12 protein-coding genes are annotated in these 19,444 nt (G+C 62.4%); 7 read left to right on the top strand and 5 right to left on the bottom strand.

The features are described from left to right. The first annotated feature begins 8 nt into the window (after positions 1 to 8). Positions 9 to 950: an ROK family protein gene (locus AC1DX3_RS23060; RefSeq protein WP_476991701.1), complete on the top strand. Its 942-nt coding sequence runs from the start codon at positions 9 to 11 to the stop codon at positions 948 to 950. A 124-nt stretch (positions 951 to 1,074) separates the two neighbouring features. Here the strand turns inward: AC1DX3_RS23060 and AC1DX3_RS23055 are convergent, their stop codons facing one another. From AC1DX3_RS23055 to AC1DX3_RS23035, 5 genes are all read right to left on the bottom strand, one after another. Beyond that, positions 1,075 to 3,390, bottom strand: a complete 2,316-nt coding sequence (locus tag AC1DX3_RS23055; RefSeq protein ID WP_476991700.1) for a GH92 family glycosyl hydrolase — start codon at positions 3,388 to 3,390, stop codon at positions 1,075 to 1,077. A 156-nt stretch (positions 3,391 to 3,546) separates the two neighbouring features. Next, positions 3,547 to 6,702, bottom strand: coding sequence for a TonB-dependent receptor (locus tag AC1DX3_RS23050; RefSeq protein WP_476991699.1), 3,156 nt, complete (start codon positions 6,700 to 6,702; stop codon positions 3,547 to 3,549). A gap of 641 nt (positions 6,703 to 7,343) precedes the next feature. Then, a complete protein-coding gene (locus AC1DX3_RS23045) occupies positions 7,344 to 8,750 on the bottom strand; it encodes a family 4 glycosyl hydrolase (RefSeq protein WP_476991698.1) in 1,407 nt (468 codons plus the stop codon). Further along, positions 8,728 to 9,669 carry a carbohydrate kinase family protein gene (locus tag AC1DX3_RS23040; RefSeq protein ID WP_476991697.1) on the bottom strand — a complete coding sequence of 314 codons (942 nt, stop codon included), beginning with the start codon at positions 9,667 to 9,669 and terminating at the stop codon, positions 8,728 to 8,730. Before AC1DX3_RS23040 ends, AC1DX3_RS23045 begins: the two co-directional genes overlap by 23 nt. Further along, complete coding sequence (locus tag AC1DX3_RS23035) at positions 9,666 to 11,060, bottom strand: APC family permease (protein WP_476991696.1); 1,395 nt, start codon at positions 11,058 to 11,060, stop codon at positions 9,666 to 9,668. The genes AC1DX3_RS23040 and AC1DX3_RS23035 overlap by 4 nt, the downstream gene beginning before the upstream one ends. A gap of 390 nt (positions 11,061 to 11,450) precedes the next feature. Between AC1DX3_RS23035 and AC1DX3_RS23030 the strand changes: the two genes are divergently transcribed. The 6 genes from AC1DX3_RS23030 (at position 11,451) to AC1DX3_RS23005 (ending at position 19,436) form a co-directional block, all read left to right on the top strand. Then, entirely contained in the window at positions 11,451 to 12,320 is an 870-nt protein-coding gene (locus AC1DX3_RS23030; protein ID WP_476991695.1) for a MurR/RpiR family transcriptional regulator, read from the top strand. Positions 12,321 to 12,464: 144 nt separating this feature from the next. Next, the gene (locus tag AC1DX3_RS23025; protein WP_476991694.1) at positions 12,465 to 14,405 is read left to right on the top strand and encodes a bifunctional 5-dehydro-2-deoxygluconokinase/5-dehydro-2-deoxyphosphogluconate aldolase; all 1,941 of its coding nucleotides are present in this window, start codon (positions 12,465 to 12,467) and stop codon (positions 14,403 to 14,405) included. Positions 14,406 to 14,419: 14 nt separating this feature from the next. Beyond that, a complete protein-coding gene (gene iolD, locus AC1DX3_RS23020; protein WP_476991712.1) occupies positions 14,420 to 16,222 on the top strand; it encodes a 3D-(3,5/4)-trihydroxycyclohexane-1,2-dione acylhydrolase (decyclizing) in 1,803 nt (600 codons plus the stop codon). Beyond that, the gene (iolE, locus tag AC1DX3_RS23015; RefSeq protein ID WP_476991693.1) at positions 16,219 to 17,121 is read left to right on the top strand and encodes a myo-inosose-2 dehydratase; all 903 of its coding nucleotides are present in this window, start codon (positions 16,219 to 16,221) and stop codon (positions 17,119 to 17,121) included. Before iolD ends, iolE begins: the two co-directional genes overlap by 4 nt. Beyond that, entirely contained in the window at positions 17,118 to 17,921 is an 804-nt protein-coding gene (iolB, locus tag AC1DX3_RS23010) for a 5-deoxy-glucuronate isomerase (RefSeq protein ID WP_476991692.1), read from the top strand. The genes iolE and iolB overlap by 4 nt, the downstream gene beginning before the upstream one ends. After that, the gene (locus tag AC1DX3_RS23005) at positions 17,922 to 19,436 is read left to right on the top strand and encodes a CoA-acylating methylmalonate-semialdehyde dehydrogenase (RefSeq protein WP_476991711.1); all 1,515 of its coding nucleotides are present in this window, start codon (positions 17,922 to 17,924) and stop codon (positions 19,434 to 19,436) included. Positions 19,437 to 19,444 lie beyond the last annotated feature (8 nt).

The raw sequence follows: 19,444 nt of genomic DNA, 5'->3' as shown, positions 1-19,444 counted from the left end.
GGGCATTCGTGGCTGCCGCCGTATTTGAGTCCGAATTTCCCGTCTTCTGCTTCGATATCGGCGGAACCTTCATCAAGTTCGGCCTGTCCAGGGCGCCGGGCGATCTGGTCAAGCTCGACAAGATACCCACGCCGAAGGCCTCATGGCCCGACATGGTGGCAGCGGTCGGCGGCCTGATAGACCGATACGGCCACCTCGGCCATCCGTCATCCCCCGCCGCCCTGTCGCTGGCGGCCGCGATCGACAACAACGGTGTGGCGACCGCGGCCAATATCCCCTGTCTGTCCGGCATCGATCCGGCGGCCAAATTCAGCGCCGATCTCGGCCGTCGCGTGGTGGTCGCCAACGATGCCGATTGCCTGACCCTGGCCGAGGCCAATGAGGGTGCCGGGCGCGGCCACGAAGTCGTTTTCTGCGCCATATTGGGGACAGGCGTCGGTGGCGGCCTCGCTGCCGGCGGGCGTCTGGTCAAGGGCAGCGGCGAGTGGGGCCATGGCCCGGTCATACCCGGTGCCGTGGACTACGGCGACGGACCGGTGACTATTCCGGTCCTTGGCTGCGCCTGCGGTCAATCGGGCTGCGTCGATACCATCGGCGGGGCGCGTGGCATTGAACGCCTGCACGGCCTGTTGCATCGCCGCGCCGCCACCAGCCTTGAAATCGTCAACGGCTGGCAGGCCGGCGATCCGGCAGCCAGTCGAACCGTGACCGGCTACCTGAACCTGATCTCCGGTCCGCTGGCCTTGGTGGTCAATGTCACCGGCGCTACCATTGTGCCGGTAGGCGGTGGCCTGGCTTCGGCCACGCCCCTGATCGCCGCGATCGATCGCGCCGTGCGTCTGCGCGTTCTGCAGCACTCCGATTCGCCGCTTGTCGTCCCGGCGTACCGGCGTGAAGATGGCGGAATGGCCGGGGCCGCCATTGTCGGCCGCCGGGCCACGGCAATATGACACGCTCCGAATTGAGCGGTATATTTATACTAAATCAAAATAAATCAATGACATAAAACAATCGGAGTGTGGTCGGCGTGCGAAAATGCCGCCGATCTACTCCGAATCACACGCCGCTCTGTGGTCAGGTCGTCGTAAACGAGGGCGGCCGATCGGCCTTGTCGGCGCCGAAGAGCAGGTTGGGCGCCGGGCCCATGTCGAATTCGAGCACGCCGCCGGCCATAAGTTCGGCATGGCTGATCCATGACCGGGTGTGGCGCTTGCCGTTCCATTTGACGCCCTGAATATAGATATTGGCGTCGCTGGTCTTCGGCGCCGAGATGCGCAGGGTCTTGCCCGCCGCCAGGGGGATTTCGACCTGCGGAAACAGGGGCGAACCGAAGACATAGACGCAGCTGACCGGATCGACCGGATAGAAGCCCAATGCGCTCATTATGTACCAGGCGCTCATCTGGCCGCAGTCCTCATTGCCGGCGAGGCCGTCGGGCAGGGCGCGGTACTGCGTTTTAAGCAGCATGCGGACACGCGCCTGGGTCTTATGGTGCGCGCCCGCATAGGCATAGAGATAGGCGATATGGTGGCTGGGCTCGTTGCCGTGGATATATTGGCCGATCAGGCCGGTCATGTCGGGCGGCGCATCGGAGGGCAGGGCGGTATCGGCATTGAACAGGGCGTCGAGCTTGGCTTCGTAACCGGCGTCGCCGCCGAACAGGTCGATATAGGAATAGATGTCGTGCTGATTGAGGAAGGTGGCCTGCCAACTGTTGCTTTCGGTATAGTCCCACCACACCTTGGAATCGTGGCCCATGCCGCGCGGGTCGAAGGGTTCGGCCCAGGTGCCGTCCAGCAGACGCGGGCGGGCGAACTGCGACACCTTGTCGAAAACGTTTTTGTAATTCTGCGACCGGGCGCGCAATTGCAGGGCTGAAGCGGAATCGCCCGCGGCCTCGGCGATGCGCGCCATCGACCAGTCGTCGTGGCAATATTCGAGCGTCTTGCTGACCGATTGGTCTTCCTGGTCGGCGGGGATGTAACCGATGCGGCGGTAGGTGTCGAGCCCCGTGGTCGAGGTCTCGAAGGCCAGTTTCTTATAGAGCGCCCAGGCGCGTTGCACATCGATGCCGGGCAGGCCCTTGGCCAGGGCCTCGGCGATGACCGAGTCCGAATGCCAGCCGATCATGCAGTGGGTCTCGCGCCCCTGCAACGGCCAGACGACGGGACCGTAGGGGCTTTCCTCACCCTGTTCGATCAGGTTTTGGGCAAATTCCGCCGCCCGTTGCGGGGCGATGATGGTCATCAGCGGATGCAGGGTGCGATAGGTGTCCCACAGACTGTAGGTCGAGTAGTTGCTGCGTCCCGGCGCCACCTGGTGGATGGCGCTGTCCATGCCCTGATAGCGCCCGTCGGCGTCGTTGAACAGGGTGGGGGCCATGTGGGCGTGATAGAGGGCGGTATAGAAGATCTTGCGATCGCTGTCCGACGGCGTCTCGACGCGGATGCGGGCCAGTTCCGAATCCCAGGCGGCCTTGGCGGCGGCGCGAATCCCTTCGAAGTCCCAGGCCGGGATGTCGCTATTGAGATTGTTGAGCGCGCCGTCGATGTCCACGGCGGACACGGCGACCTTGATCATCAGCGGCGCCGTCAGCGTCTGGCCGTAGTGCAGGACGGCCTTCAGGATGTCGCCGTCGACGCGGGCGCCGGCTACGGCTTCGTCATTGCTGTAAAGCTGAAGCGACGCGAAGGGCTGCGATACCTTGAGCGCGAAATGGATGATGCGGCCGCCGGCCCACTGATTGACGCAGCGTGTGCCGACAATCGTATCGGCGCCGCGCTGTTCGATATGGGCGAGGAAGGCCACCGTGCGGTTATAGGCGTCTTCCTGGGCGCCGTGTTGCCAATCGAGCAGGATGTGGGCGTCCTGGCCCGCTGGAAAGATGTAGCGATGGATGCCGGCGCGCAGGGTCGCGCTCAGTTCGGCCCGGATGCCGCTGGCCGGCAGGGTCAGGCTGTAATAGCCGGGCACCGCGATTTCAGCGTCGTGGCTCATCGGCGTGCGGTAACTGCCCTCGGGATTTTTCAGGGTGCCGGGCTTGAGTTTCACCTCGCCGACAGCGGGCACGACCAGGAGGTCGAGCATGTCCGACGCCCCCGTGCCGGACAAATGGGTATGCGAAAAGCCGAGCAGGGTCTCGTCTTCGATATAATAGCCCGAGCAGGCGTCCCAGCGCGAGTTGTCGGTGTCGGGACTCAGTTGCACCATGCCGAACGGCAGGCTGGCGCCGGGATAGACGTGGCCATGGCCGCCGGTCCCGATCATCGGATCGACGAAGGCCGTGGCGCCTATAGTCGTGCCGGTGGCGGCTGCGGCGGCCTTGAGAGGCGAACCCAGGGCCAGACCCGTCGCGGCGGCGGTACTGAGAAGCTGACGGCGTGACAACATGGGTCTGGGTTCCTTCAGAAGGACGACAAAGGGAGCAGGGCTTGTGTACAAAAAAAGCCCTTAATCCGCTAGGGACACGGATTAAGGGCTGAAGTTCCGGCTATCGCAGAGGAGGGAGAACGTCTCCGCGCATCACACCGGGAGGGACAACAAAAGCTAGTAATTGTACTTCAGCGTGACCAGCATGGTGCGGCCCGACTGGATGATGTCGGAAACGGCCTTGGTCTTTTCGCCGACGTGCGAATAGTAGGTGTAGGCCTTGGTCAGGTTGGCGATCGAGAGGTCCACCTTGAACTTGCCGAAGTTGTAGCCGGCATGGACGTCGATGTGCTGAACGGGGTCGACCCACAGATCATCCCAGCTGCCGCCCTTGCCCAGGATGTCGTAGGTCGACACATAGGCGCCGGAATAGTGGTAGAGCACGTCGAGGGAGAGGTTGTTCTTGGCGTAATAGACGCCAAAATTCCCCGTGACGTCCGGCGCGTTCTGGATGCGCTCGTCGTGACCCCAGCTGGTGCCAATATCGGCCTTTGAGCTTTGCAGGGTCAGGTTACCGCCGATCGACAGGCCGTCGAATGGCGCCGGCATGCTCGAAAACTTCTGCTGGCCGTCGAACTCGATACCCTGAACGCTGGCGTCGCCGCCGTTGYGCGGCTGCTTGATGAGCGTGGCGCCGCTGCCCGAGGCGTCGTTGTTCACATAGCCCGTGCCGCTGTCATAGATGTAGTTGCTGAGCTTCTTGGCGAAGAGGCCGATGCTCAGGTAACCGCCTTCCGAGGTGCGCCATGAACCGCTGGCGTCGAAATTGACGGCGTCGATGGCCTTCAGATTGGGATTCCCCAAGGTGATGGTCGTCGTGCCGGTCGAGGCATCGACGCTGACATTGGAGCTTCCGCCCAGTTGGAAGAGGGGAGGGCGGGTATAGCTGGTCCAGATCGAGGCCTTATAGACACTGCCGCTGCCGGGGCGGTAGTTCAGGAAGATACTGGGCAGGACCTTCGAGAAGCTGGCGCTGTTCGAGTCCCAGTGATCGTCCGTCATGGCTGGTTCGCGGACCCAGTAGGTATTGTCGATCTTGGTCGATTCGTAACGGAGGCCGGGGAAGATTTCGATATCGCCGGTGACGAACTTGCCCATGACATAGGCGGCGGTGACGTCTTCGGAGCCCGTCAGGGTGTTGCAGTTGGCGTTTCTCTCGATGCCGCCGGGCTGGCTCGGATCGGCGCAGATGTCGCCGAAGGCGTCGAGGCCGCTCGACGTCAGGCTGCGGAAGCGGCTGTAGAGCTCAGGATGGTTGATGACCGGCACCGGATAGTCGTAGCGGCCGGGGAAGCCGGGATAGTAGCCATCAAAAATGCCGGTGTCATCCTGGAGTGTAGCGGCGTGGTTCGGGTCGAAGACCGTATAGTCGCGGTTGGTCACTTCTCGCTCGCTGGCGACATATTTGGCGCCGAACGAGATCGATTCCAGCATGCCGTTGGCGAAATCGTAACCGGCGTCGAACTTTGCACCCGTCTTGGTCTGGTCGCTGAAACCGGCCGTCAACTCGTAGCAGCAGGGCGCCGGCATAGTTCCGGGGTTGAGGGCGGTATGTTCCATGTCGGCCGGCAGGTGGGCGATCGGGAAATTATCCTCGCCGTAGGTCACGAGCGTCGCGCCGCCATAGGGGCCGGCGCCGCTGCTTGACGACCCGCTGGGAATTGAGGTCGTCCACAGTTCCAGGTGGTTGGGCCGGTCGTTACGGCCGTAGGAGTAGAAGACATTGGGTTCAAAATGCCAGTTGCCGACCTGCTTCTTCATGCCGATCTCAAGCGTGCTCAGACTGGCGTGCTCGGGATTGGTTTCATACCACAGGCGGTTGGATACGAACGGGATCGTGGTCTGGTACATGGCGTTGGCGCCCGACCCGACTTGAAGATACTTCCCCTGGAATATCTTGTTGCCATCATCATCGTAAATGTAATCGCCGTTGGCGTCCGTCTTGTAGACATTGTCGCTGACGATCTTGTTGCCGTCGCCATCCAGAATGAAATTGCCGTCGGCGTCTGTTTTAAACGGGCTGGTTCCCAAGTTATGGACAGTACCTTCGCCGACGATCTGGTTGAGGCTGGAGTTCTGGGTCGTGAAGTCGTGAGCATAGGTCATATGGGCGTAGACGGCGGTGTCGACATCGGGCCGCCAATCGAAGGCCAGGGTGCCGCCGGCCAGTTCGGTATGGCCGCTGGAGACGCCGACATTGAAGCCGGCCAGGATCAGGTCTTTGGCCGGGTCCATGCCCGCCGGGACATTGCCGTCGGCATCGACATAGGCGAAGGCGTAGGCGCGGTCGCCGCCCGAGGCTTCCATGACACCGCCGAGTTCGGAGTTGGCGTAGTGGCGCAGCGAGTAATAGTAGCTGGCATAGACACCGAAATTCTCCTCGGCGCCGAACTTGCGCGAAAAGTCGACGCTGGCGGCATAGCCGGTGCTGTCGGCCTTCAGGTCGTGCGCCTGGCTCTCGAAATTGCCGCTGACCGAGATCGAAGCGCTTTGCTTGCCGTGGAAATCGAAGGCCGTCGGCGTGCGGAAGTCGATCGTGCCGCCGATGGCGTCGCCGTCCATATTGGCCATAGACGTCTTGTTGAGGATGATGGTTTGCAGGCCCGACGGCGGAATGAGGTTCAGTTGTACGCCGCGCGAATAGGGCGACGCCTGGGCGACTTCGACGCCATTGATCAGGTTGACATTATATTCCGAGTTCATGCTGCGGATCGAAACATACTGGCCTTCGCCGCGCGAGGCGCCATCGATGCCGCCGATAAAGGAGTTGCCGGTCATCATGACGTTGACGCTGGGCATCAGGCCCAGGATTTCAGCAGCATTGTGGACGGCGGTGTGATCGAGATCGGCCGCCGATAGAACCGAAATCGAATTGTCCGATTTCATCTGCATGGTCTTGGCACTGAAACGGTTGCCGACGATGACGACTTCAGTCGTGTCGGTATGGTAGGCGGCGAAATCGAGCGAAATCGAGCCGGTGGCGGGGACGTTTTGCGTCGCTGTGCCGATCTGATAACCGGAGGCCGCAGCTTCGACGCTGTATTGCCCGGCGGGGACGTCTTTCAGGACATAGCTGCCGTCCTCGCCGGTGGTTGCCGTATATTGCGTGCCGGGTATGGTCACGGTGGCCGCGGCAACCGGTTTTTTGGTGCCGGTATCGGTGACGACGCCGCTGATATCACCGGCCGAAGCGGAGCCGGCCATGAAGGCGGCAGACAGTGTCGTCGTCAGGGCGGTCGCGCCCAGAAGCCTTAAGATGTGTGTTTTGCGCATAAACGATCCTCGATGTGCTAGCATTTGTTTTCATTTTTGAGCACCGGCTGACGATGGCTTAAGCGCAACCCAGACGATGCGAATTATAGCGAACAGCGCCGTGCACCCAGCCTGGAAACAGGACGAAGCACGAGCGTCTGCCATCTTCGGACCGCGTGCGCGGTCCGTGACACATAAGGTTGTAACTAACTGTTTTTTATTGTTTTCAGGTTTCCCCTTCGGTTCCGTCACCTGTACAACGAGGCCCGGCGTCACCACCAAAAGACCCTTTTTCACGGCGCCGATAACAGCAGGGTTGCGCCGGGCTTCGTTTTGACAAGTTTCGAAGACGCGAATCGACGAACTTCAGGCCTGCATGTCTGTTTTTGTTGCCAAAATCGGATTGCCTCCCCAATTTTGGCGGTAAAATAGTCAAGCAGTGATGAAAATATGTAATAGATATTTCAATTTGTCAATAAAATAAAAAATCCATTTCAAATGACAGGCAGTAACGGCCCGGGCATTGCGAAATGACTGTCAATATCGCCTAAGACGTTACGAGTAATTGATCATACATATGATTTTATTTGTAGGTGTATTGTCTTTGAAAATTGGCGATGTGCTTGTTTTATATATTTAATTACTTTCCTGTGATGCTAGCGCTAACAATGAATACAGGTCGGGTCGAGTAAATCGCGCAAAAGTGGATCGGACGCTTCCCAATCGGTGATAGCCGGGTGCAGCAGGAAGGCCTTGCGGGCGATCAGGCGAGCCAGGGGATTGGACAGGAAGTCGGAATCGGCCTGAATCGCCGCCGCGATGGCCGCGCGCTCATAGGCCTTGATGGCGTGCACCAGGCCTCTTGTTTCGTCAGGCAGGCGCCCGATCTCTTCGGGTTGGATCGTCCCGTTGCCGATCAGGGACGGAGTCTCGATGATGTCGTTGTCGTCGAGGTCGCTGAGCGTGCCCTGGTTGCGTGTGTTGACGATGATGCGCTTGGGCTCGTCCGAACAGAGGGCGCCGATGACATCCATGGCGATCTTGTGATAGCCGCTGGCGACACGGAAAGGATCGTCGTGGAAGCTGGCGTCGCTGTCGAAGGCCGAGCCGCCCTTGGCTTCAAGGCGCATATAGGAGCCGGAACGGCGGTTGAGATAGGCGGCATAGGTGGCGATTGCGTCGCGGTTGGAACCGGCGCGCAGTTCGCTATCCAGGGTCTTGATGAGCTCGATATTGAGCTTTTCGACTTCCGCGCCACGGCTGGCGCCGTGCGCCCTCTGATTCTCGAGTGCCCGGCGCCGGTTATAGTAGAAGAACAGGTATTCGGTCGGGATCATGCCCAGTTGGCGGATCATGTCGCCGTCGAAGAGAGGCGCCGGAAAGAGCTGGCTAAGCAGCTTGTCGTCGGCCAGGACCTTTTGTGTGATGTCGACGCCTTTCAGCATGATCCTGGTGATCCAGCCGAGGTGGTTGAGCCCGACATAGTCGCAATGGACATCTCTGGGGGCCGCGCCCAGCGCCTTGGTGATATGGTGGATCAACTCGGTCGGCGTGTCGCAGATGCCGACGACCTTGGCCTTGGTGTGGGTGGAAATCGCCTGGGTAATCAGGCCTGCCGGATTGGTGAAGCTGACGATCCAGGCGTCCGGTGCATAGGTTTCAACGACTCGCGCCTGTTCCAGCACGATCGGCACGGTGCGCAACGCCATGGCGGCGCCGGCCGGTCCCGTGGTTTCCTGACCGGGATAGCCGTTCTTGATGGTGGCCAGTTCATCGGCGGCGCGCGAGGCTATGCCGCCGACACGGATCGAGTTCATGACGAAGGCCGAGCCTTCGATGGCTTCTTCGAGGGATTTGGCGACGTGAATACGCAGGGAGCCGCCTTCGCGCGCCACAATGGCGCGGCCCAACTCAGCCATGATCCGCACGCGGGCTGTGTCGGGGTCGTAGAGCCAGAAATCCGTCGCGCCGATCTCATGGGCGATATCGTTGACGCCGAAGATCACGAGGGGCGTACGCACGCCGCCGCCGCCGATGAGGCATAATTTAGCGTTGGTAGGTTTGGGCATAGATGCTCCTGAATTCTTTGCGGTCGGGCAGGCCCGCCAGGGCGCCGGCGACACGGGTGGAGAGGGCGCCGCTGACGCAGGCGCGTTGCAGCCGTTCGAGCGGATCGGTGTGGTCGAGCACGGCGTCGATAAAGCCGACATTGAAGGCGTCGCCGGCGCCGGTGGTATCGAGAGCTTGCACCTTCGGCGGCCGGGCGCTGTAGCGGCGGCTACCGTCCTCGGCCATGGCGCCCTGGGCGCCCAGTTTCAGCATCGGGGCTTTCAGTCCGACAGCCCGGGCGCGGGCGAAAAAGGCCTCGTGATCGGCGACCTGACAGAACAGCTCGCCCTCTTTTTCGTTGGGCAGGAAATGGTCGATCTGGCGCAGGGTGGCGACATTGGCGCGGTCGGACAGCCAGCGCGGTTGATAGCCGACGTCGAGCGAGGTCGTGCGCCCGGCCTTGGCCAGTTTCGGGAGAATCGCCCGCGCCAGGCGGGCGGCGAGCGGCATGGAGAAATGGACGTGACGCGCCGACAGCATGTCGTCGAGGGCTTCGGGGGTCGAGAGATAGTCGCCGAGATCGGCGTTGACGCCGATATGGGTGAAAAAGCTGCGATCCTCGAGAGTCGATACGCTCAGCGACACACCGGTGACACCGTCGCGCGCCTTCAGCCCGGCCATGGCGACGCCGAAGCCTTTCAGGCGCTGGCCGATAAAAGGGGCGTCGCTGCGGCCGATCAGGCCGAGCAGATTGACCTTGCGCCCCAACCGCGCCAGGCCGCAGGCCGTGGTGGCGGCGCCGCCGCCGACTTCGCGGGCATAGGCGTCGGTGATCACCTCTTCACCCGGACCGGGGAAGGCTTTAAAGCCGCTGAAAACGTGGTCGACATAGATTTCGCCGACCACGGCGACGTCGAAGATTTTCCCTTTGGTACTCAAGACGGATCTCCGGGGACAGGCGCGGAGGCGGTCGCAAACGGCCATTCCTTGCGGCGGTAGGCCAGGCCGAGATAGAACAGGGCGCCCACGCCGAACAGGGCGAAACCCAAGGCGATATAGATCGGCTTCGAGGTGGTGACGATATAGATCCACCCGGCCAGCGAAATCAGCGCCGGTATCGGGAACAATGGCATCTTGTACGGCATGCCGCCGGGCTGTTCTTTCAGCCGCTTGCGCAGGAAAATGACGCCCAGGCACTGGAAGCTGTACTGGAACAGGGTTTGGATCACGATCAGCACGGCGATCAGGTCGTTAAGCGACAGGAAGCAGCAGATCGCCGACACGACGCCCATGAAGATCAGCGACACGGTCGGGAAATGGCCCGCAGGGTGCAATTTGGCGAACAGTTTGAAAAACTGACCGTCCGCCGCCGCGGCATAGGGAATGCGCGAATAGCCGAGAAGGACGGCATAGGTCGAGCCCCAGCCGGCGATCAGGATCAGCACCGCGACGATCATCCCGCCGGTGCGGCCGTAGAGGTGCTCCATGAAGTCGGCGACGACGGCCTTGGACTGCATGGCTTCACGCCACGGCACGACGCCGATGATCGACAGATTAAGCCCGCAATAGAGCAGGGCGATCAGGATGACCGAGCCCAGAATGGCGCGCGGAATGACCTTTTGCGGTTCCTTGACCTCGCCGCCCAGCAGACAGACATTGTTATAGCCGCCGTAGTCGTAAACGGCGATCAAGGTCGTCGAGCCCAGCCCCATCAGGAAACCCGTACTCATCGTGAAGGCGTGGGGTGGGAAGTCGAACGCCTTTCCGGCATCGAAATGCAAGGCGCCGGCGGATATGATCCATAACAGCGACGCGATGACGATGGTGGTGGTGATCAGCGAAATGATCTGGATCGAGCGGATGTTGCGATAAAGCAGGATCGTATTGCCGAGGCACATCAAGGCCGCCACGGCCGTCAACATATGGCTGTCGAGCGCGGGGAACAGATAACTGACATAGTTGGCGAAACCGACGGCGCCGCCGGCGATCGACAGGGGGCCGTTGAGCAGGGCCTGCCACAGGAAGAGAAAGCCGAACATATTGCCCAGCTTGTGTTCGCCGAACAGGCGGCGGAGATATTGGTAGGAGCCGCCCGAATGCGGCATGGCGGCGCCCAGTTCGGCCCAGACGAAGCCGTCGCACAGGGATATGACGGCGCCGATAATCCAGCCGACCAGGGCCTGGGGGCCGCCCATGGCGGCGAGCGCCAGAGGTATGGTAATGAAGGGGCCGATACCGACCATGTTGAGGACATTGGCCGATAGCCCGCCCCAGATCCCGACAACCCGGTCGGGTTTGACAGTGGCGGAAGGGGCGGGGGCGTTGGCCATGATCTAGGCTCCCAGCCGGACGACTTGACCGCGGACGGTCTTGACTCGCGTCAGGGGATGGTTGCAGATATTACCAGCGTGGATACGCCCGCTTCCGCCTGCTTCGATAGCCGCCAATTCAAACATGTGTCTTTAATCTCGTGTTCAGCAAGGACGGCCGCCATTTTTAGTAACGGTTGCATATCGGCGAAAGGCGGCGATAGTGGTCTTGACGTATCGGCTTGTGCCCTTCGCAGGACGTAGCACAAATACGGTTAGAATGGACAGAAGCATATGGAACAAAAATTCCAAAATAAGTCAACGTAGAATTTTTGTCACGCGCACAATAGGTCTCGCGTCCACCCGCCACATCAAGCGATGGCTGGGGCGCACCCACGACAGGATGGAATGATGAATGTCATAGCCGATGGGCCCCAATCCGAGGAGGAGCTTCGCGCCCGTATCCTCGAGATTCACGACTCGCTCAGCAAACGCATGAAGCAGGTGGGGCGCTACGTCCTCGATCATCCCGACGAACTGGCGTTCGAAACCCTGGCGGTCCTGTCCGAACGCGCCGGCGTCCAGCCGTCAGCCATTGTCCGCTTCGCCAAGATCCTCGGCTATTCGGGGGCCAGCCAGTTGCAGAAGGTCGTGCGCGGTGGTCTGTTGTCCAATCACATCACCCTGGCCTATGGCGAACGGGTACGCCAGTTCAACCAGACGCTCAGCCAGTCGCCGGACCAGCAGGGTCAGGACGTCCTGAACGAACATATCGAAGCCGATATCCTGGCCCTGCAGCATTTGAGCGGTTCGATTTCGGCGGACGATATAGCGCAGGCCGCCGACTACATACTGAAAGCCGACACGTTATATATCGCCGGAATGCGGCGGACCTTCGCCGTGGCCGCCTATCTCGCCTATTCCTTCCAGCAGATGGGCAAGCGCACCATATTTATCGACGGTGTGGGCGGCTTCGCCCAGCAACAGGCGCACGCCTTGAGCGCGTCGGATGCGCTGATCGCGATCAGTTATCAACCCTATGCCGAGGAGACAGCCAAGGTGGTTCAGACCGCGGCCGATTGCGGCGCCACGATCATCGCCATCACCGATTCGAAGGTCAGCCCGGTCGCCAAGCCGGCGGCGCAGGTCTTTCAACTGCGTGAAGCCGAGGTGCGGTCTTTCCGCTCTCTCGCCGCGTCCTTCTGCCTCGTCCAAAGCCTGGTGATCGGTTACGCCTTTGCCGCCGCCGCCAAGGACGCCCTGCCGGTCTTCAAGGAATAGGGGAATTTCCACCGCGCAAGTCGTGGAAATCGCCCCATGCGTAAATAATTGTGAAATGATAATTGCAAAAATTTAGAAAATAGAATTATAATTTCACGACTGCAAGGCATGGTGTCCTGCAAACGCTGTAATGAGAAGTTTTGCATGGTTGAGCAAAGGACGGGTCTGGATCTGGTCACGCTCGGGCGCTCAAGCGTCGATCTCTACGGCCAGCAGATCGGCGGGCGGCTGGAGGATATGAGCAGCTTCGCCAAATATGTCGGCGGTTCGCCCACCAATACGGCTGTGGGGGCCACGCGGCTGGGGCTAAAGACCGGCTTGATCACCCGTGTCGGGGCCGATCATATGGGCCGCTTCCTGCGCGAGGAACTGGCTGCCGAGGGCGTCGATACCCAAGGCATTATCGACGACGCGCAACGTCTGACCGCCCTGGTGATTCTGGGTATTGTCGACCACGAGACCTTTCCGCTGTTGTTTTACCGCGAAAACTGCGCCGACATGGCGTTGACGCCCGACGATCTCGACGCCGAGTGGCTGAAAACCAGCCGCGCCCTTCTGATCAACGGCACGCATCTGTCGCAGGACGGTGTGCGCGCCACCTCGCTGGCGGCAGCGGCGATCGTCAAGGCGGCCGGCGGCAGAATCGTCTTCGATATCGATTATCGCCCGGTCCTGTGGGGGCTGACGGCCCGCGACCAGGGCGAAAACCGCTATGTCCCGGCGCCCGAGGTGACGCAAAGCCTGTTACAGGTCGCGCCCCTGTGCGACCTGATCATCGGCACGGAAGAGGAAATCCGCATTCTGGGCGGTTCGGACGACACCTTGACGGCGCTGAAAGCCATTCGCGCGGTTAGCGCCGCCTTGCTGGTATGCAAGCTCGGTTCGGATGGCTGTGTCCTGTTCAGCGGCGCCATCCCCGATGCGCCTGTTTCCGACGTCAAGTCCGCCGGTTTGCACGTCCCGGGCTTTGCCATCGAGGTCTTCAACGTCCTGGGTGCGGGCGACGCCTTCTGTGCCGGTTTTCTCAAGGCCTGGCTGAGCGGCTGGGATTTGCGGACGTGCGGGCGCTGGGCCAATGCCTGCGGCGCCATCGTCGTGATGCGCCACGGCTGCGCGCCGGCCATGCCGACCGAGGAAGAGTTACGCCAGTATCTCGCTGCCGAGGTCCATCCCTTGTCCGCCGACGCGCGGAGCCGGCTGGATCATCTGCATTGGGCGACGACCCGGCGGGTGAACTATGACGAATTGGTCGTCCTGGCCATGGATCACCGCAATCAGTTCGAGGACATTGCCGCTGAGGTCGGGGCCGAGGCGGAACGTATATCCGCCTTCAAGCGCCTGGCCATCAAGGCCGTTCACTCGGTGGCGAACGACGATCCGCGCTTCGGCGTGCTGCTCGATGGCCGCTATGGCTCCGAAGCCCTGGCCGAGGCCGCCAGCCACAATTACTGGATCGGGCGGCCGATCGAAGAGCCCAAGTCGCGGCCCCTGGCCTTTGAATCCTCCGCCGATGTCGGGATGGACGTCCTGCAATGGCCGCGTAACCACGTCGTCAAATGCCTGATGGTCTATCACCCGGAGGACGAGGCCGAGGTCCGCGCTGTACAGGAGCGCCAGATCATGGTTTTGTTCGACGCCTGCCGCAAAAGCGGGCACGAGCTGCTGTTGGAAGTCATCCTGCCGCCTGAACTCGAGGCCGATGCCACGACCCTGAGCCGCGCCATGACCCGGTTGTACGACATCGGGATCATGCCTGACTGGTGGAAGCTGGAGCCGGTCCGCGATCCGCAGGTCTGGGCCAATGTTCAGGCCGTGATCGATGCTCGCGATCCGCACAGCCGCGGCGTCCTGCTGCTGGGCCTCCAGGCCCCGCCGGCGGAATTGCTGCAGGCGTTTGCGGTGGCGGCCGGTTTCCCCTGTGTGAAAGGATTTGCCGTGGGCCGCACCATTTTCCACGATGTCGCCATCGAATGGTTCTCGGATCGCATCGGCGACGAAGAAGCCATAGCCGCCCTGGCGCGCAACTTCTCGGTCTTTGTCGAAGCCTGGCGCGCGGCGCGGCGCAAGGTGGAGCGCGCCGCGTGAGCCTTCGCCTGACCATGGCGCAAGCCTTGACGCGTTACTTGGCGCAGCAGTTCATCCTGTGTGACGGCGTGGAAGTCCCTTATTTTGCCGGCGTGTGGGCGATCTTCGGGCACGGCAATGTCGCCGGCCTGGGGGAAGCCCTGTACGGCGCGCGCGACACCTTGCCGACCTATCGCGCCCATAACGAGCAGGCCATGGCCCATGCGGCGATCGCCTATGCCAAACAAATGCGCCGCCAGCGGGCCTTTGCCTGTACGACATCGATCGGGCCGGGAGCGACCAATATGGTGACCGCAGCCGCTCTGGCCCACGTCAACCGCTTGCCCGTCCTGTTCCTGCCCGGCGACGTCTATGCCGGACGCCGCCCGGACCCGGTGTTGCAGCAGATCGAGGACAGCCAGGACGGTACGGTTTCGGCCAATGACTGTTTCCGCCCGGTGTCGCGCTATTTCGACCGTATCACCCGGCCCGAGCAAATTCTCAACGCCCTGCCGCGCGCCATGGCGACCCTGCTCGATCCGGCCCTGTGCGGGCCGGTGACCCTGGCCCTGTGCCAGGACGTTCAGGCCGAAGCCTATGATTACCCGGAAAGCTTTTTCGAGCGCCGTGTCTGGCGCGTGCGGTCGGCCCCGGCCGATCCGGCCGAGCTGGCGGACCTGAACGACGCCCTGAACGCAGCCAAGGCGCCGCTGATGATAGTCGGTGGCGGTGTCAAATATGCCGGGGCCGAACAGGTCGTCGCCGATTTCGCGGCGGCCCACGGCATTCCGTTCGCCGAAACCCAGGCCGGCAAGGGCGCGATAGCCTGGGATCATCCGCAAAATCTCGGCGGCATCGGCGTGACGGGCACCGAGCCTGCCAATCTCGCCGCCGGTCAGGCCGATCTGATCATCGGCCTCGGCACGCGCCTGCAGGATTTCACGACCGGATCGGCGGGCCTGTTCAATGCGGGCGCGCGGCTGTTTCAAGTCAATGCCAATGGTCATGACGCCGGCAAGTTCGGCGCCCGCGCCGTGGTCGGCGACATCGCCAAGGTCGTGCCGGCCCTCCAGGTCGACGGGTCCTTTACGGACTGGATGAGCCGCCTCGATGAAGCTGCTACCGTCTGGGACCGGGCGGTCGATCAGGCCTTTGCGGTGGCCGAGGGCCCGGTGACCGAAGCCCAGGTCCTGGGCGGCCTGTGGTGCGGCCTGAGCGAGGATGCTGTCATCGTGGCGGCCGCCGGCGGGCTGCCGGGCGAACTGCACAAGCTGTGGCGGACGCGCACGTCCGGCGGCTATCACCTCGAATACGGCTATTCCTGCATGGGCTACGAAATCGCCGGCGGATTGGGCGTCAAGATGGCCGAGCCGGGGCGCGAGGTCTGCGTCGTGCTGGGCGACGGCAGCTATCTGATGATGAATTCGGAGATCGCCACTTCGGTCATGCTGGGCGTGAAGCTGATTATCGCTGTCATGGACAACCGCGGTTTCGGCTGCATCAACCGTCTGCAACAGGCGACGGGCGGCGCCTCTTTCAACAATCGCCTGGAGGCCAGCGCCCCGGACGTCGACTTCGCCGGCCACGCCAGAAGCCTGGGCGCCCTAGGCGAAAAGGTCGGATCGATCGCCGAGTTCGAGCTGGCGCTGGGCCGGGCGCGCGCCGCCGACAGGACCTCCGTCATCGTTATCGACACCGATCCGGATCGCCCGACGCGAACGGGCGGCGCCTGGTGGGACGTTGCCGTGCCGGAGGTATCGGCGCGGCCTGAAGTCGGGGCCGCGCGCGCCGCCTACCAGCAAAAATTGCAGACTATTCAAGGGAGAAAACCGTCATGACCATTCGCTATGGTGTCAGTCCTATTGCCTGGATCAATGACGACATGCCGGAACTGGGCGCCAATACGGCGCTGGAGACCGTCTTCGCCGATGCGCGCGATCTCGGTTTCAGCGGCATCGAGCTGGGCGGCCGCTTTCCCAAGGATCCGGCCGTCCTGAAACCCTTGCTGGGCCGTTTCGATCTCGACCTGGTCGGCGGCTGGTACAGCGCCTCGCTGTTGACGCGCGACGCCAAGGCTGAAATCGCCGCCTTGCAGGACCACCTCGACCTTCTCAAGGCCATGGACTGCTCGGTCTTCATCATCGCCGAAACCTCGAACGCCATCCATGGCGAGATCAAGACGCCCCTGGCCACCCGTCCGCATCTCGACGGCGAGGGCTGGAAACGTTTTGGCGGGCGCCTGACCGAGGTGGCCGACTATATTGCCGGGCAGGGGCTGAAATTCGCCTATCATCACCATCTCGGCACTGTGGTTGAGGATGCGGCGGACCTCGACGCCTACCTGGCCCATACCGGCGAAGCGGCGGGACTGACCCTCGATACCGGCCATGCCGTTCTGGGCGGTGTCGATCCCTTCAGCGTCATCGCCAGCCATCCCGGGCGAGTCAATCACGTCCATTGCAAGGATATCCGCCGCCCGGTCTTCGAGGCGACGGCGGGCAAGGACGACAGTTTCCTCAATGGCGTTTTGGCCGGCATGTTCACCGTGCCCGGCGACGGCAGTATCGATTATCGCCGCCTGATGCAGGACCTGGCGGGCATGAATTACGCTGGCTGGATTATTGTCGAGGCCGAACAGGATCCGGCCGTCGCCGATCCGCGCAGTTATGGCGAGGTCGGTATCAAGACCCTGCGCCATGCCGCTGAAGAAGCGGGCTTGCTGGCGGAAGCGTCATGAGCCGCCTGCGCGTCCGTTCCGGTCAGCCCGACCCGGCGGGCGTTGTCGTCGCGGTAACACCGGCCAGCGCCGGCTGGAGCCATGTCGGGTTCAGCCTGGTGAAACTGGCGCCAGGTCAGGTCTATGACGGGCTGAACGCAGGACGCGAAACCTGTGTCGTCGTTCTGACAGGCAGCGCTCGAGTCATCGCGGGAGACGCGGATTTCGCCACGGTCGGCGGCCGCCAAAGCGTATTCGAGGACGTGGCGCCGGGGGCTGTCTATGTCCCGGCGGACATGGCCTTCACCGTGACGGCAATCGACGCCGTCGAACTGGCGCTGTGCACGGCGCCGGGCGGGGGCGGTTTGCCGGCACGCCAAATCAACGCCGCCGACATGAGCACGGAAAAACGGGGCGAGGGCAGCAATACGCGTTTCGTACGCAATATCCTGCCCGACAATGCGCCGGCAGACAGTTTGCTGGTGGTCGAGGTCGTGACCCCGGCTGGTCATTGGTCGAGCTATCCGCCGCACAAGCACGACACCTCGGCCGCCGGTGAAACGGCGCTGGAAGAGACCTATTATCACCGCCTGAACCCGCCGCAGGGCTTCGCCTTTCAGCGCGTCTATACCGACGACCGCAGTTTGGATGAGGCCATCTGCGTCGAGGACGGTGACGTGGTCATGGTGCCGCGCGGTTATCATCCGGTCGGCGCCGCCCACGGCTACGATCTCTATTATCTCAATGTCATGGCCGGGCCTGTGCGCCGCTGGCAGTTCCGCAACGATCCGCAGCACGAATGGATGCTGCGAAAAGGGTAGATTATGCGCACCATTGCTCACTTTATCGCCGGGGCCGAGGCCGCCGGTACCTCTGGCCGCTTCGGCGACGTCTTCAACCCCAATACCGGTCAGGTTCAGGCGCGCGTCGCCCTGGCTTCGGACGAAGAACTGAACAAGGCCGTGGCAGGGGCAAAACGCGCGCAGATCGGCTGGGCGGCGACCAATCCGCAACGCCGGGCGCGCGTGCTGTTCGAATTCAAGCGCATCATCGAAGAGCGCATGGCGACACTGGCGGAACTGTTGTCCAGCGAACACGGCAAGGTCGTCTCGGATTCGCGCGGCGACATCCAACGCGGGCTCGAGGTCATCGAATTTGCCTGCGGCATTCCGCATCTCCTGAAGGGCGACTATTCCAGCGCCGCCGGCACCGGCATCGATGTCTTTTCGATGCGCCAGCCCCTGGGCGTGGTCGCCGGCATCACGCCGTTCAACTTTCCGGCCATGATCCCGATGTGGATGATGGGGCCGGCCATTGCCTGCGGGAACGCCTTCATCCTGAAGCCCTCGGAACGCGCGCCGTCGGTGCCGGTTCTGCTGGCGCAATGGTTCGTCGAGGCGGGGCTACCCGAAGGCGTGCTCAATGTCGTGCACGGGGATAAATCGGCGGTCGAGGCGCTGATCGCCCATCCGGACATCAAAGCGATCAGCTTCGTCGGTTCGTCAGATATCGCCCAGAGCGTCTATGCCCAGGCCGCGGCGCGCGGCAAGCGCGTCCAGGCCATGGGCGGCGCCAAGAATCACGGCATCGTCCTGCCCGATGCCGACCTCGATCAGACGGTCAATGACATTGTCGGCGCAGCCTTCGGTTCGGCCGGCGAGCGCTGCATGGCCTTGCCGGTTGTCGTGCCGGTAGGCGACAAGACGGCCGACGCTCTGCGGACGCGCCTGGTTTCCGCCATGGAGGGGTTGAAGGTCGGGATCAGCACGGACCCGGACGCCCATTACGGCCCGGTTATCACCGCCGCCCACAAGGCGCGTATATCCAGCTATATCGATATGGGCGTCGACGAAGGCGCGGAACTGGTCGTCGACGGCCGCGGCTTCACCTTGCAGGGCTATGAGAATGGCTTCTTCATGGGGCCGACCCTGTTCGACCGCGTGAAACCCGGCATGCGCAGCTATCAGGAGGAAATTTTCGGCCCCGTCCTGCAAATGGTGCGCGCCGACAGCCTGGACGAAGCGATCGGCTATCCTTCCGAACATGCCTATGGCAACGGCGTCGCCATCTTCACTCGCAACGGTGAGGCGGCGCGGCGGTTCGCCGCCAACGTCGAGGTCGGCATGGTCGGCATCAATGTGCCGATCCCGGTGCCGGTCGCCTATCACAGCTTCGGCGGCTGGAAACGCTCGGGCTTCGGCGACCTTAACCAGTACGGCGTCGACGGCGTGAAATTCTACACGCGCACCAAGACGGTGACCCAACGCTGGCCGGTCGAGGCTACGGGAGAGAACCGGGAACTGTTCGACCAGAGCCTCGTCATCCCACGCCTTTAAAGGACAAC

The sequence above is a fragment of the Asticcacaulis sp. P2_B1 genome (genome assembly GCF_056404915.1).
Note: the sequence above shows the minus strand (reverse complement) of the source record. Positions and strands in the feature narration are given on the sequence as shown.